Origin of the sequence: Vibrio sagamiensis NBRC 104589, from assembly GCF_007990935.1 — a bacterium.
Taxonomy (GTDB): Bacteria; Pseudomonadota; Gammaproteobacteria; order Enterobacterales; family Vibrionaceae; genus Vibrio; species Vibrio sagamiensis.
This window is the reverse complement of sequence record NZ_BJXJ01000006.1, coordinates 23,010-37,757: the sequence shown is the minus strand read 5'-3', so window position 1 is coordinate 37,757 and position 14,748 is coordinate 23,010. Positions and strand designations below refer to the sequence as shown.

The following is a 14,748-nucleotide window of genomic DNA, read 5'->3' as shown; positions in this document are numbered from 1 at the left end:
TGGCATTAAGGACAATAATGCTATACGACTATATGGATATACTCGAGTCAATCGGACTTGATCTTCTTTTTGCTGCCATCTTTTTCTTTATTGGGATGGCGATAAAAGATGTTCTAAAGCAGGCTAATGTGCCTGTTTTTGGTCGTCGTATTGTATGGTTAGTGCTTTTCCTAGGCTGCGCAGGCTTTATCGCCAAAGGAATCATTCAGCTTAGTTGGGAAGGCTCAGGGCTTGGGTAACGCCTGCCCCCTTTGTCAGTAACAAACAATGTAAAGGTATAGACTCTATGGCAAGTGTAGGTATCTTCTTCGGTAGCGACACAGGTAATACTGAAGCCGTTGCAAAGATGATTCAAAAACAACTAGGTAATCAACTGGTTCATGTTCAAGACATCGCAAAAAGCAGCAAAGAAGACATTGATAACTTTGATCTCCTTCTTTTAGGTATCCCAACTTGGTACTACGGCGAAGCTCAGTGTGATTGGGATGACTTCTTCCCGGAACTAGAACAAATTGATTTCTCGACAAAATTGGTTGCTATTTTTGGTTGTGGCGACCAAGAAGATTATGCAGAATACTTCTGTGATGCAATGGGTACAGTACGTGATATCGTTGAGGCGAAAGGCGGTACAATCCTTGGTCACACTTCAACAGATAGCTACGAATTCGAGGCTTCCAAAGCTCTAGTGGAAAGCGATGATAGTCAGTTTGTTGGTCTATGTATTGATGAAGATCGTCAGCCTGAACTGACCAAAGACCGCGTTGAAAACTGGGTTAAACAGATTTACGAAGAAATGTGCCTTGCCGAGCTGGAAGGCTAACCAAAAAATACTGAAAAGGCCTCTTTTTCGGAGGTCTTCTTGTAGCTTAGGTTCACATTTATACTTAAGCCTCTCCTTTATTTCAGCCTACCCGTCGCTTAGTTTTTGGTATTTTTAAACATCAGATTTTGTACCCATTTCCAATTAAGCGGTGTCACACCTGTAACTCGCACATCATGAATTTATAAATTTATGATGAATTCATAACATTTAATGGGTATCTTTCCTACCGTAGGCATTATCACATAATGATGCATATTCAACGGAATAGGATCCTGATATGAAAGCAAAGTTATTTATATTTTTAATGATAACTCTCTCCTTGCTATCTTTTAACGGTATGACAGATTCCGCTACTGTCTATTGTGCCACGATTGATGGAAATGCTTGGGACTGGCTATATGATGATAATGGGGACTATACAAACATTGAAGGTAAGTGGGAAATTCAAAGAATCAATCGCTTAAGTTCCTTTCGATTTTTTGACATCTCCTACAACAACTATGTTAAATGTCAAGAATTATGTGCAAAAGATGGTATGGTACCTCACCCCGCAAGATCAAATCACAGCAATTGGTACATATTTAGAGTACATTTTGAGAATGAAGAAAAAATATTTGCTCAAGGGTACTACACTCTAATACGTCATGCAGATAATAGCTTTATATATAGAGTGCAGTAGAATAATCACAGCTGACACCTTTTTAGATAGGTAATCATTACGAAAATATATACAAAAAGTATTGTTGTTGCAGACACCTAACATAACACCTTATCGAAAATAAGCTTTTATTTAAGCCTCTATAACTTTGGTAAGGATTGAGCTGCAACAGCCCTAATTTAATGAAAGTTCATATTAACCCTTTGAAGTATGGGTTTAATGTTCATGGCGCTTCGCCTATAATGATAGTAATATTTAATTCTGTTAAATAGTTGCAGATGATCCAACGGGAAAGTATATGCCAGACAATAACCAGGCGCTGAAGGATGCGGGCTTAAAAGTAACCCTTCCAAGACTAAAAATTCTAGAAGTACTCCAGCAGCCGGACTGCCAGCATATCAGTGCTGAAGATTTGTACAAAAAGCTGATCGATCTCGGTGAAGAGATTGGCTTAGCAACCGTTTATCGTGTCTTAAACCAATTCGATGATGCTGGTATTGTTACTCGCCACCATTTTGAAGGTGGAAAGTCCGTGTTTGAACTTTCAACACAATACCACCATGACCACCTAGTTTGCCTAGACTGTGGAGAGGTGATTGAGTTTTCGGACGACCTTATCGAAGAGCGCCAAAAAGAGATCGCGGCTAAATATAATGTAATACTCACGAACCACAGCTTATACCTGTACGGTAAATCAGTGGATGGCTCATGTAAAAACAACCCTGACGCACACAAGCCTAAAAAGTAAAATTATCATCATCGCATCTATTTAATAGCAGATCTATTTACACTGGACTGTTAAACATTTATAGGTGTAAGGTTAATAAAATGCCAGCATAGAAGCTGGCATTTTATTTATACTATTGAATCATTTATTTATTGGTTTTCGATTTTCGCCCAAGTATCACGCAGTCCGACAGTGCGGTTAAACACTAAGCTTGCTGACGAAGAATCTTTTGAGTCTGCACAGAAGTAGCCCATACGCTCAAATTGGTAACCAGTCTCTGCTCCTGCTGTAGCTAAGCTTGGCTCGACAAAACCACGAACTACTACAAGAGACTCTGGGTTAATCGTTGCTGCAAAGTTATCTGCAGCAGCAGGATTAGGCACAGTAAACAGACGATCGTACAGACGAATTTCTGCTGGTAGCGCTTTGTCCGCAGACACCCAATGAATTACACCTTTCACCTTGCGGCCGTCTGCTGGGTTTTTACCCAAGGTATCAGCATCGTAAGAACAAAATATAGTCGTAATATTGCCTTCTGTATCTTTTTCAATACGTTCAGCTTTAATCACATAAGCACCACGTAAACGAACTTCTTTACCAAGTACCAATCGCTTGTATTTCTTGTTTGCTTCTTCACGGAAATCTTCACGCTCAATCCATACTTCACGAGTGAAAGGAACTTCACGTTCTCCCATTTCAGGCTTATTAGGATGGTTAGAAACCTTCAAAGTCTCTAGTGCACCTTCTTTGAAATTCTCGATAACAATCTTAACAGGATCAAGCACAGCCATTGCACGTGGTGCATTTTCGTTCAGATCATCACGAATACAAGACTCTAGTGAACTAAATTCAATCATGTTTTCTTGCTTAGTAACACCAATACGTTTACAGAACTCACGGATGGATGCTGACGTGAACCCACGACGACGTAGTCCAGAAATTGTTGGCATACGAGGATCATCCCAACCTTCAACTAAATTTTCAGTTACAAGTTGGTTGAGTTTACGCTTAGACATCACCGTATATTCAAGGTTAAGACGGCTAAACTCATACTGGTGAGGACGGCTTTCGATAGAGATGTTATCTAGTACCCAGTCATATAGACGGCGGTTGTCCATAAATTCAAGCGTACACAAAGAATGAGTAATATCCTCTAAGGCATCTGAAATACAGTGGGTAAAATCGTACATTGGGTAAATGCACCATTTATCTCCAGTTTGATGGTGAGTAGCGAAGCGCACACGATAAATAACCGGATCACGCATCACCATAAATGAAGACCCCATGTCAATCTTCGCACGAAGGCACGCCTTCCCTTCTTCAAACTCACCAGCCCTCATTTTTTCAAACGATACGAGGTTTTCCTCAACTGAACGATCACGGAATGGGCTTGGTTTACCAGGAGCGGTTAATGTACCACGATATTCACGAATCTGCTCAGGACTTAGCTCATCAACATATGCTAGGCCTTTATTAATCAATTCAATTGCATATTCGTAAAGCTTATCGAAATAGTTTGATGAATAGCATTCTTCACCATCCCATTCAAAGCCTAACCAGCTTACATCTTTCTTGATAGACTCAACATATTCGATGTCTTCTTTTTCAGGGTTAGTATCATCGAAACGAAGATTACACTGACCCTGATAGTCCTGAGCAATACCGAAGTTCAAACAAATAGACTTAGCATGGCCGATATGCAAGTAGCCGTTTGGCTCTGGCGGAAATCGAGTATGCACGCTAGTGTGTTTACCCTCCGCTAGATCTTTATCAATGATCTGGCGAATAAAGTTTGACGGACGAGCATCAGATTCACTCATCTATAGCACCTCAAATTATTAATATTGTCAGAAAAGGGATTGTTGCTTACCTAAATTTGGCAAACAAAATCTATTACCTCTAATCATCCACAATTCTTAGCAATTAGACAACCAGAACCGTCCATAAAAAGGCAATATTTCTTTACTTAGCCTGAAAGCACAGCATATTAACATGCTAGATAGAAAAAAGGCCTCTCAATTGAAAGGCCTTAAAAGAAAAGTAATCAAAGTAATACTATGGAAGTTTTACATCTGAAAGGTCTTCACCTGAACCGATTGCTTTCATTTCACCAGCAACGATTTCTGCTAGAGGGCCAAGGATAACTTGAAGGTTATTTTCACCAAGTTTTACAACACCCTTTGCACCAAGTTTCTTAAGTACCGCTTCGTCGGCAACAGAACGATCTTTTAGTGTTAAACGTAGACGAGTAATACACGCATCAATAGAAGTTAGATTGTCATGACCACCCAGAGCTTTAAGGTATTGACGAGCTAAATCACCATTTTTTACATCGCCAGCAGGTGCTGATGCTGTTTCGTTGTCCTCATCTTCACGACCTGGAGATTTCAGATTGAAAGCACGGATTGCGAAGCTGAATGTGAAAAAGTAAAGCGCACCAAAACATAGGCCGACAATGAGTAGAACAAGTGGTTTAGTAGATAAGCCCCAGTTTAATAGGAAATCAATTAGACCCGCTGAGAAGCCAAAGCCATGCAATGTACCTAGCATATTAACTACTACGAATGACAAACCTGTAAATACAGCATGCATTGCATATAGCGCTGGAGCAAGGAAAACAAACATGAACTCTAGAGGCTCTGTGATACCTGTTAGAAACGCACAGAATGCAACAGAAAATAGTACACCACCAACTTGGCTACGCTTTTCAGCAGGGGCAGCAAAGTACATTGCTAAAGCTGCGCCAGGTAGACCAAACATCATTACAGGGAAGAAGCCGTTCATGAAAACGCCAGCACTCTTATCACCACCGAAGAAACGATGTAAATCACCTGATTTCACAGTTTCAGTCACTTCTTTTACTGTTGCTGTAATTTCTGGAGTCACAGAGTTAACGAAATTGAACGTGTATTCTTGGCCAGCAACTAAAGACTTAGCAAGTGTTGGGTCAATACATAGTTGTTTAAGTGCAGGTAGTGCTTCACCAGCTGCTTGTGCACTCGTAATAAGAATTTCTTGACAAGTCCCCATACCAAACCAGAAGTATGAGTTAAGTACATGGTGAAGACCTACAGGAATAAGTGCACGGTTAAGAACACCGTAAACAAACTGACCGATCGCACCGGAAGACGATATAGTATGTGCTAACGCGTCTAGACCACCTTGAATTGAAGGCCAGATAACACCAGCAATCGCGCCTGCCACTAATGAAAAAAGGCCAGCCATGATCGGAACTAAGCGCTTTCCAGAGAAGAATGCCAACCATTCAGGAAGACGAGTAGCATGAAAAACATTATAAGAGTGACCAGCGATAATACCAGCAATGATACCGCCGAAAAATGACATGTTAACGCTATCATCAATAGTTGTTGCAGTCGCCGTGATAACAAAATATGCAACAGCACCGGCAAGACCTGCTGCACCTTGACCATCTTTAGAAAGACCGATCGCAATACCTAGGCCGAATAAAAGTGGTAGCTGGCTAAAAATGGCATTACCAGCAGAAGCCATAAAAGGAATGTCGAGCAGGTCAGGTTGACCTAAACGTAATAAAAGCGCAGCAACGGGGAGCGTTGCGATAGGAAGCATAAGTGCTTTACCTAACTTTTGCGCGTATCCAAGAATATTCACCTTAAGTTCCCCCTATAGGATTTTATGTTTTTTTGAATAACTTATTTCAGTCGATCAATTTAGTACGGCACAGTTTATGTTAATAATTTCACCCCGCAAATTAAAACCTTATTGTTTGTGATCGCAATCACCAGAACCTCCCGTTAAAATATGTTTTTGCTAGCTAGGTCATAAAACTTATTTTATAATGCAAAAAATGAGGTTTAAGAGCACCTCTATCTTGTACTTTATGCAAGATTAAATCAGTGTTATTTTGCCCTCTCTGAACAGTGACCTCCTGACACTAATGGAATAAACACACTAGCAAAGTAAAATTAATATTTTTAATTTCAGTATTATAAAGTGATTGGGTTGTCATTAAATTAAAGTAAATGTCTGATGCCTATTATCTAATTCCATGATGGAAACTAAGTTTGCACACAAAACATACCATCATGACATTTTTCAGGATAATTAAGGTAAAAATGAATTCTCATCGTATTTAAGGACTAGCTGACTATGTACGCGCTTAGTAACTGTAAAATCTATACTGGTAGTGAAGTTTTGACCGAACACGCTGTCATTATCGAAAATGACCAAATTCACTCTATTGTCCCGATAGAGCTTATACCCAATAACATTGAAGTGATGGATTTAAACGGCGTAAATTTAAGTCCTGGATTCATTGACCTACAATTGAATGGTTGTGGTGGCGTGATGTTCAATGACGAGATAACGTCCGAAACGATGCATATTATGCATCAAGCAAACCTGAAGTCAGGATGTACAAGCTTCTTACCAACATTAATCACTTCATCTGATGAAGATATGCGTGCTTCTATTACTGCGGCACGAGAATATCAAAGTAAGTACCAAAACCACTCCCTTGGTTTGCACCTAGAGGGGCCTTATCTAAACGTCGCGAAAAAAGGCATTCACAGTGTCGACTTTATTCGTTCTTCCGACGATCAAATGATAGATTTTATCTGCGACAATGCTGATATCGTTGCAAAAGTCACCTTGGCCCCAGAACTGAACGATGCTTCTCATATTGCTCGCCTTAAAACCGCAGGCATCGTAGTTTCAATTGGCCACACAAATGCAACCTATACAGAAGCTCGTCAAGGATTCGAAGCTGGTATTACGTTTGCAACACATTTGTTTAATGCTATGACTCCGATGACTGGACGTGAACCAGGAGTAGTTGGTGCAATTTATGATACACCTGAAGTCTATGCCGGTATTATTGCTGATGGCTTCCATGTTGATTATGCAAACTTAAGAATTGCCCATAAAATCAAGGGGGAAAAGCTTGTTTTGGTGACCGATGCCACAGCTCCAGCAGGTGCTGACATTGAAGACTTTATTTTTGTTGGTAAGAAAGTATATTACCGAGAAGGTAAGTGTGTTGATGAAAATGGCACACTAGGCGGCTCAGCATTAACAATGATTGAAGCAGTTCAAAATACTGTTGAGCACGCAGGCATCGCTTTAGACGAAGCTCTACGAATGGCTACACTTTATCCAGCGACCGCGATGGGCGTTGAAGATCGTTTAGGCCGAATTCGAAAAGGAATGGTGGCAAACCTAACCATTTTCGATCGTGACTTCAAGGTAAAAGCGACGGTTGTTAACGGACAATACGAGCATAATTAAGCATGAATGGCGGACAAATAGGTAATGTAGATTTAGTAAAACAGCTTAACAGTGCTGCGGTATATAGGCTGATCGACCAACAGGGGCCGATCTCTAGGATTCAAGTTGCAGATGTAAGTCAACTTGCTCCCGCAAGCGTTACCAAAATAACCCGCCAACTTCTTGAACGCGGCCTCATTAAAGAGGTCGCTCAACAAGCATCAACAGGTGGCCGTAGAGCTATTTCCCTGACGACTGAAGTAAAACCTTTCCACTCCATTGCAGTGAGATTAGGCCGTGATTATATTCAATTTTGTTTATACGACCTTGGCGGTACGGCCATTGTGCAGGATCAGCACGAGCTTTATTACTCAAACCAAGCCGAATTATTATCAGGTTTGAGTGAAAAGTTACAAAACTTTATCAACAGTTGTAGTCATAGTATTGACCAACTAATTGCTATCGCGATCACCCTACCTGGCCTAGTTGATCCTACAACAGGCGTGATCAAATACATGCCTAATACAGACATAGATAACTTAGCATTAAGTGATATTATCAGTGAGAAATTTGATATCGCCTGTTTTGTTGGTAACGATGTTCGTAGTATGGCATTAGCTGAACACTATTTTGGGGCTAGCCAAGACTGCCAAGATTCTATTCTTGTGAGTGTTCACCGAGGAACAGGTGCGGGGATTATTGTTAATGGCCAAGTATTTCTTGGGTTTAACCGTAACGTCGGTGAAATTGGCCACATTCAAATTGACCCTTTGGGTGAACAATGCCAATGTGGCAACTTTGGTTGCTTAGAAACCGTAGCGGCTAACCCAGCAATCATCCAAAGAGTTGAGAAACTTCTAGCACAAGGCTACGAGTCAAGTTTAAGACAACTTGAGGTTATCACGATTCAAGATATATGTACTCATGCTCTTAATGGGGATGAGCTTGCCAAACAGAGCTTAGTCCGTGTGGGTAATCAGCTCGGAAAAGCTATCGCAATGACCATTAACCTATTTAACCCACAAAAAGTAGTCATTGCTGGCGATATTACCGCTGCAGAAGATATCATTTTCCCAGCGATTCAACGAAATGTCGAAAACCAATCTCTAAAAACATTTCACACCGAGTTACCTATTGTTGCATCATTAATTGATAAGCAGCCAACTATGGGTTCTTTTGCAATGATCAAGAGAGCAATGTTAAATGGTGTTTTGTTACAGAAATTACTAGAAGATTAACCTTTTCATTTTATTATTTGAGTTACCCTAGGGCTGTGATTACATAGCCCTTTTTTATGCCTCATTCATCTCAAAATGCGATGAAATGCCTCATAAGCATTTAGCAAACTGTGATCATACAAATAGTCTTACTTACGGTATAACGGTACTTTGTTGCTGCAACAAACATCCACCCAACTGCTTGATTCAGAGCGATGTTACTGAGTCAAATTCAAATCAGTCGGATCACCTTGAAAGAATCGCCTCGACGCTACTTAGGTATATAACTCATTATATGGATATTATTCTAATTACCGCCGCCTTTATTGCTGGCTTTATTGCTCTAAAATGCCACCTTCCACCTTTGGTCGGTTTTCTGCTTGCAGGTTTTTGTTTACATGGCCTCGGTTATCAAAGTGATAACATGATCACGCTACTTGCAGATTTAGGCGTAACACTATTACTTTTTACGATTGGCCTAAAATTAGATATCAAAACACTGCTCTCTAAGGAGATTTGGGGCGGAGCCACAGCACATAACATCCTTGCCACCTCTTTCTTTACCTTGGTTCTTTTCGGTCTAAAAACACTTGGTTTATCTTCCTTAAGCAGTATGGACATGATTCAATTGCTCTTACTCGCATTTGCCCTATCCTTCTCCAGTACCGTCTTTGCCGTCAAGGCACTTCAAGAAAAGGGAGAAATGAACTCAACTTATGGCACTTTAGCCATTGGTATTTTGGTGATGCAAGATATCTTCGCAGTGGTCTTCCTCACCGCTTCTACGGGTAAAATACCAGAATGGTACGCCGTTAGCCTTTTGTTACTCCCCCTACTGCGCCCTGTATTTTTTAAAGTATTAGACAAAGTTGGCCACGGTGAAATGTTGGTGTTATTTGGGGTATTCTTTGCGCTTGTTATTGGAGCAGGAATCTTTGACCTCGTTGGTATGAAACCCGACCTTGGTGCTCTTATCCTCGGCATGCTTCTAGCCGGTCATCCTAAAGCATCGGAGCTCTCTAAGTCGCTATTCAATATGAAAGAACTGTTCCTAGTTTGCTTCTTCTTGAATATTGGCCTTTCCGCATCTCTAAGCATAGAGAGTGTGATCTTAGCACTATTGTTTATCCTATTATTACCAATCAAAGGACTGCTGTACTTCTTAACTATTCATTACTTCAAGTTTCGCGTAAGAACTTCATTGCTCGCATCACTTACCTTATTTAATTACAGCGAGTTTGGCCTGATTGTTGGCGGTTTAGCCTACAAAATGGGCTGGATGCCTGCTGATATGCTTGGTGCCATTGCGGTTGCTGTTTCTATTTCATTTATACTCGCTGCCCCTCTTAATCGACTTGGTCACCAGATATACCAACACTCAGGTAAATGGCTGCAAGAAACAGCAGCAGAAAAGCTCAATCAACGCGATCGACTCATCAACCCCGGTCAGGCTCAAGTTCTTATTTTAGGGATGGGCAGAATTGGAACCGGTGCTTATGATGAACTGCGTTCACGGTATGGAAAAATATCGCTTGGGATTGAAATTCGAGAAGAAGCAGCTCAAAAGCATCGCTTGGATGGACGTAATGTCATCTCTGGGGACGCAACAGATCCTGATTTTTGGGAACGTATTCTCGATACTGCTAATGTGAAAATGGTCTTACTCGCCATGCCACACCATCAAGGCAACGAAACGGCTCTGAAGCAATTACAAAGTCGTAATTACCAAGGACAGGTTGCAGCGATTGCTGAATACCCTGACCAAATAGAAACCTTGCTCTCAAATGGTGTTGATGCCGCCTTTAATATCTACAGTGAGGCAGGGAGTGGATTTGCACGCCATGTATGCAAACAACTTCATCCTCAATTTAACCCCATGAAATAAAGTGTACTCATGATGTTCCAAATCAAGCACCTTAAGATCTCAAGGATATGAAACACCAAAATGGTCACAAAAACACCGCAACCTTTATTTCATTCAAAAAAATAGCCGTTTAATTAAAAACTATTTAATCATTACGGCATTTTGTAATTTTTTTATCATAAAATGTTGCTTTTTTTACTCATAATGGCAAATTGAAACAAAACCGATTAGAAATATTTTGTTTAATAAGGAAGTTGTATGTGTTCAGTATTTGGCATTTTAGATATCAAGAGTGATGCGGCAGCATTGCGCCCTATTGCACTCGAGATGTCGAAAAAACTTCGTCACCGTGGCCCGGATTGGTCTGGTATTTATTCCTCAAAACATGCCATTCTGGCACATGAACGCTTAGCAATTGTAGGTCTCAATAGTGGCGCTCAACCTTTATACAGCCCAGATAAAAAGCTCATTCTCGCAGTAAACGGGGAAATCTATAACCACAAAGAAATTCGCGCGCGCTATGAAGGAAAGTATGATTTCCAGACAGATTCAGATTGTGAAGTCATTTTGGCCCTTTACCAAGACATGGGAGCTGATTTGCTCGAAGAGCTCAACGGTATTTTCGCCTTCATTTTATACGACGAAGAGAAGAATGAATATTTAATTGGCCGAGATCACATTGGCATTATTCCTCTCTACCAAGGTCATGATGAACACGGTAACTACTTTATTGCATCAGAAATGAAAGCATTAGTGCCAGTTTGTAAAAACGTCAGTGAATTCCCTCCGGGCTGTTATTACCAAACTCAAGATGAGGAGCCTCAGCGCTATTATATTCGCGATTGGAACGAGTATGCAGCGGTTCAAGGTAACACGACAAGTAAAGAGGAATTGACGGAAGCATTAGAAGCCGCAGTGAAACGTCAATTGATGACGGATGTTCCCTATGGCGTTCTTCTGTCAGGTGGCTTAGACTCCTCAATCACATCAGCCGTAGCCAAAAAGTTTGCCGCAATGCGCATCGAAGATGATGAGCAATCACAAGCCTGGTGGCCACAACTGCACTCTTTCGCTGTGGGTCTTGAAGGTGCTCCAGATTTAAAAGCCGCACGTGAGGTTGCTGAAAAGATTGGCACCGTTCACCATGAGATGACTTATACCATCCAAGAAGGCTTAGATGCGATTCGAGATGTTATCTATCATATCGAAACCTATGATGTCACCACCATACGTGCCTCTACACCGATGTTCTTAATGGGACGGAAAATTAAAGCCATGGGAATCAAAATGGTCCTATCTGGTGAAGGAGCCGATGAAATCTTTGGCGGATACCTCTATTTCCATAAAGCGCCTAATGCGAAAGAGTTCCACGAAGAAACCGTCAGAAAATTACTTGCACTTAATATGTTTGACTGTGCACGAGCGAATAAATCCCTTGCCGCTTGGGGCGTAGAAGGCCGTGTTCCGTTTCTCGATAAAGAATTTATTGATGTGGCTATGCGTCTTAACCCACAAGATAAAATGTGTGGTAATGGTAAAATGGAAAAACACATTTTACGTGAGTGTTTCGAGCATTACCTACCAGACTCAATTGCATGGCGTCAAAAGGAACAATTTTCAGATGGCGTCGGTTACAGTTGGATCGACACATTGAAGGAAGTTGCTGAACAAAAAGTGACCGACCAACAAATGGAAACCGCTCAATACCGTTTCCCTCACAACACGCCAACCACAAAAGAAGGTTACGTTTATCGAGAGATTTTTGAAGAATTATTCCCGTTACCATCAGCAGCGGAATGTATACCTGGAGGTCCTTCTGTAGCGTGTTCTTCTGCCAAAGCAATTGAATGGGATGAGTCTTTCCAAAACTGTGTGGATCCTTCCGGGCGTGCGGTTCAAGCTATCCATAATGACGCTTACTAATATAAGTCATAAAAACACAAAAGGAGACGTATTACGTCTCCTTTTATTTTAAATTAGCTATTTAAAAAAGCTAAATATCCAATTCTTTGTTATCTATGCTCACCGGTACACGTTTTGTTATCAATTGAACCAGCATAATTGAACGTTTTTCACCGTCTTGTTCTTTAAAAATAGCCTCGACACCTGAAAACTGACCACTTTTCACTCTCACTTTGTCACCAGGTTGTGGCATATTTTTAGTCTTAACAGAATTTTCTTCACCAAACTTAATTTGTTTCAGGTCTTCAATCAGTTCGGACTTAACCTCTTTGGGTTGTGCACCAAAGCGCACAAAATCAACCACCCCACGCGTTGAACGAATAGTTGTAAATGAAGGTCCTTTTTCATAGTCAAATCGTGCAAATACATAATTTGGGAACAATGGCTCCTCAATACTCTGCCTTTTTCCACGCAAGATTTTTTCAATACTCAAAGTCGGATAAAAACAATCTACACCTTGGTTTTCGAGGTGCTGCTTAGCTCTTAATTGTTCACCACGTTTGCAATATAACAAATACCATCTTTTCATTTTATATTAGCCCGTTTTACTACTTTATTATCCTAGCATTAAGCTACGAACGAGTCATTTTCATTCGTAAAATGAATAGTAAAGATTAAATATATCAACAGGATAGCACAAATTAGCTAGCGTAAAAATACAAAAAATCTAGCATCAAAAATGAAAATTAAGTTTCCAACCATTTGGGGGCATAAAAATAAAACCATCAAAGCTAATGTAAACAGACAGTTAACAAACAAAATGAATCGTCAAGACAATTTCTCTGATTTGTAAAATTTCAAATTAACAAGTATATCTATTCATCTTAAAAAAATGTAATCACAACCATTAGTAATGCTTATGTCAAAAAAACATCAAATTTGGGGCCATCCACGCGGCCTATTTTTACTTTTCGGTACTGAATTGTGGGAACGCTTTTCATACTACGCAATGCGCGCCATCCTAGTTCTATACCTAACAGATACAACAATGAACGGTGGCCTTGGCTGGACAACTAAAGATGCCCTAGACCTCTACGGCACTTATACTGGTCTTGTCTATATCACACCACTTATCGGTGGTTATCTAGCCGACAACTTCCTAGGCCAACGCCGTGCTATCTTAATAGGTGGTGCTTTAATGGCAATAGGTCAATTTACGCTAGCAATGCCAGCAGAAACTCTAGGTTTTGACTCTCTTAACACTTTTTACCTAGGTTTGCTCTTCATCATTGCAGGTAATGGACTGTTTAAACCGAATATTTCAACCATGGTTGGAGACCTTTATCAAAGCGGCGACAACCGTCGTGATGGTGCATTTACTATCTTCTATATGGGCATAAACTTAGGGGCTCTCCTTGCTGGTGTTGTGGCAGGTTCAGTAAGCAATGAATTTGGTTGGAAAGCAGGTTTCCTTGCGGCAGGGATTGGTATGGTAATAAGCCTCATTATGCAAATGACCTTAGCCCAGTCATGGCTAGGCAATATTGGCCGCGAGCCTGCTGCAAAACGCCATCTTGCTGCCAATAATTCATCGAAAAAAGAAGCGTTATCAAAGCAAGAGCTTGACCGCATAAAAGTTATTCTTGTTATGAGCCTATTTACCATCGTATTTTGGGTGGGCTTTGAGCAGGCAGGCGGTTTAATGAATATCTATACTCAGCAATACACTGACCGAATGATTGGTGATTTTGAAGTTCCAGCTGCTTGGTTCCAATCTCTTAACCCATTCTTCATTATAACGCTAGCACCAATCCTAGCTGTACTGTGGGTGAAATTGGGCAAAAACGAACCAAATTCACCAAAGAAATTTGCTCTTGCAATGTTCTTCCTTGCATTAGGCTTCTTATCTATGGTCGGTGCAGTAATGGAGCAAGGTGGAGACACATCGGTTAAAACCTCAATGATGTGGCTAGTTGGTGCGTTTTTCTTCCATACTCTAGGTGAGTTATGCCTATCGCCAATTGGTTTATCTCTCGTCACCAAACTTGCACCACTCCGAGTTGCTTCTCTAATGATGGGAGCTTGGTTTGGCTGTAATGCTATTGCAAACTACGTTGCAGGGCTCGTTGGTTCTAAAGTTGGTGAACTGGGTCCTATGGCAATATTTAGCGGTATTGCAGTTACAGCGGGTATATCTGGAATCATCTTATTGTTATTCTCTAACACTCTTGTACGTTGGATGCACGGTGCAGAGGTTACAAACAGTAATGCTGAACAAGTTGAAGAACAACAAACTCAAATTGCTTAACACGG

12 protein-coding genes are annotated in these 14,748 nt (G+C 40.8%); 9 read left to right on the top strand and 3 right to left on the bottom strand.

The window, feature by feature from the left end:
* Positions 1-17 precede the first annotated feature (17 nt).
* From VSA01S_RS04220 to fcrX, 4 genes are all read left to right on the top strand, one after another.
* Positions 18-239, top strand: a complete 222-nt coding sequence (locus tag VSA01S_RS04220; RefSeq protein ID WP_039979279.1) for a DUF2788 domain-containing protein — start codon at positions 18-20, stop codon at positions 237-239.
* A 47-nt stretch (positions 240-286) separates the two neighbouring features.
* Positions 287-820: a flavodoxin FldA gene (gene fldA, locus VSA01S_RS04215; protein WP_039979281.1), complete on the top strand. Its 534-nt coding sequence runs from the start codon at positions 287-289 to the stop codon at positions 818-820.
* A gap of 280 nt (positions 821-1,100) precedes the next feature.
* On the top strand, positions 1,101-1,502 hold the full coding sequence (locus tag VSA01S_RS04210) for a hypothetical protein (RefSeq protein WP_050567262.1): 402 nt from the start codon (positions 1,101-1,103) through the stop codon (positions 1,500-1,502).
* A gap of 277 nt (positions 1,503-1,779) precedes the next feature.
* Complete coding sequence (fcrX, locus tag VSA01S_RS04205) at positions 1,780-2,229, top strand: ferric iron uptake transcriptional regulator FcrX (RefSeq protein ID WP_039979282.1); 450 nt, start codon at positions 1,780-1,782, stop codon at positions 2,227-2,229.
* A gap of 128 nt (positions 2,230-2,357) precedes the next feature.
* On the opposite strand, the gene glnS is transcribed toward fcrX, so the two are convergent.
* On the bottom strand, positions 2,358-4,028 hold the full coding sequence (gene glnS, locus VSA01S_RS04200) for a glutamine--tRNA ligase (RefSeq protein ID WP_039979283.1): 1,671 nt from the start codon (positions 4,026-4,028) through the stop codon (positions 2,358-2,360).
* Positions 4,029-4,263: 235 nt separating this feature from the next.
* The gene (gene nagE / locus VSA01S_RS04195) at positions 4,264-5,838 is read right to left on the bottom strand and encodes an N-acetylglucosamine-specific PTS transporter subunit IIBC (RefSeq protein WP_039979285.1); all 1,575 of its coding nucleotides are present in this window, start codon (positions 5,836-5,838) and stop codon (positions 4,264-4,266) included.
* A 498-nt stretch (positions 5,839-6,336) separates the two neighbouring features.
* On the opposite strand from nagE, the gene nagA reads away from it, so the two are divergent.
* From nagA to asnB, 4 genes are all read left to right on the top strand, one after another.
* A complete protein-coding gene (gene nagA, locus VSA01S_RS04190) occupies positions 6,337-7,473 on the top strand; it encodes an N-acetylglucosamine-6-phosphate deacetylase (RefSeq protein ID WP_039979286.1) in 1,137 nt (378 codons plus the stop codon).
* A 2-nt stretch (positions 7,474-7,475) separates the two neighbouring features.
* Positions 7,476-8,690 (top strand): DNA-binding transcriptional regulator NagC, encoded by a 1,215-nt coding sequence (gene nagC / locus VSA01S_RS04185; protein WP_039979288.1) that lies wholly within the window; start codon positions 7,476-7,478, stop codon positions 8,688-8,690.
* A 274-nt stretch (positions 8,691-8,964) separates the two neighbouring features.
* Entirely contained in the window at positions 8,965-10,554 is a 1,590-nt protein-coding gene (locus VSA01S_RS04180; RefSeq protein ID WP_039979289.1) for a cation:proton antiporter domain-containing protein, read from the top strand.
* Positions 10,555-10,791: 237 nt separating this feature from the next.
* The gene (gene asnB, locus VSA01S_RS04175) at positions 10,792-12,456 is read left to right on the top strand and encodes an asparagine synthase B (RefSeq protein ID WP_039979290.1); all 1,665 of its coding nucleotides are present in this window, start codon (positions 10,792-10,794) and stop codon (positions 12,454-12,456) included.
* A gap of 70 nt (positions 12,457-12,526) precedes the next feature.
* On the opposite strand, the gene rfaH is transcribed toward asnB, so the two are convergent.
* Positions 12,527-13,024 carry a transcription/translation regulatory transformer protein RfaH gene (gene rfaH, locus VSA01S_RS04170; protein WP_039979291.1) on the bottom strand — a complete coding sequence of 166 codons (498 nt, stop codon included), beginning with the start codon at positions 13,022-13,024 and terminating at the stop codon, positions 12,527-12,529.
* A 330-nt stretch (positions 13,025-13,354) separates the two neighbouring features.
* Between rfaH and VSA01S_RS04165 the strand changes: the two genes are divergently transcribed.
* The gene (locus VSA01S_RS04165) at positions 13,355-14,743 is read left to right on the top strand and encodes a peptide MFS transporter (protein WP_039979293.1); all 1,389 of its coding nucleotides are present in this window, start codon (positions 13,355-13,357) and stop codon (positions 14,741-14,743) included.
* The last annotated feature ends 5 nt before the right edge of the window (positions 14,744-14,748 follow it).

What these genes read in the sequence shown, in the direction of transcription:
- VSA01S_RS04220 (WP_039979279.1), top strand. Translation starts at nt 18, where the DNA reads ATGCTATACGACTATATGGATATACTCGAGTCAATCGGACTTGATCTT.
- fldA (WP_039979281.1), top strand. Translation starts at nt 287, where the DNA reads ATGGCAAGTGTAGGTATCTTCTTCGGTAGCGACACAGGTAATACTGAA.
- VSA01S_RS04210 (WP_050567262.1), top strand. Translation starts at nt 1,101, where the DNA reads ATGAAAGCAAAGTTATTTATATTTTTAATGATAACTCTCTCCTTGCTA.
- fcrX (WP_039979282.1), top strand. Translation starts at nt 1,780, where the DNA reads ATGCCAGACAATAACCAGGCGCTGAAGGATGCGGGCTTAAAAGTAACC.
- glnS (WP_039979283.1), bottom strand. Translation starts at nt 4,028, where the DNA reads ATGAGTGAATCTGATGCTCGTCCGTCAAACTTTATTCGCCAGATCATT.
- nagA (WP_039979286.1), top strand. Translation starts at nt 6,337, where the DNA reads ATGTACGCGCTTAGTAACTGTAAAATCTATACTGGTAGTGAAGTTTTG.
- nagC (WP_039979288.1), top strand. Translation starts at nt 7,476, where the DNA reads ATGAATGGCGGACAAATAGGTAATGTAGATTTAGTAAAACAGCTTAAC.
- VSA01S_RS04180 (WP_039979289.1), top strand. Translation starts at nt 8,965, where the DNA reads ATGGATATTATTCTAATTACCGCCGCCTTTATTGCTGGCTTTATTGCT.
- asnB (WP_039979290.1), top strand. Translation starts at nt 10,792, where the DNA reads ATGTGTTCAGTATTTGGCATTTTAGATATCAAGAGTGATGCGGCAGCA.
- rfaH (WP_039979291.1), bottom strand. Translation starts at nt 13,024, where the DNA reads ATGAAAAGATGGTATTTGTTATATTGCAAACGTGGTGAACAATTAAGA.
- VSA01S_RS04165 (WP_039979293.1), top strand. Translation starts at nt 13,355, where the DNA reads ATGTCAAAAAAACATCAAATTTGGGGCCATCCACGCGGCCTATTTTTA.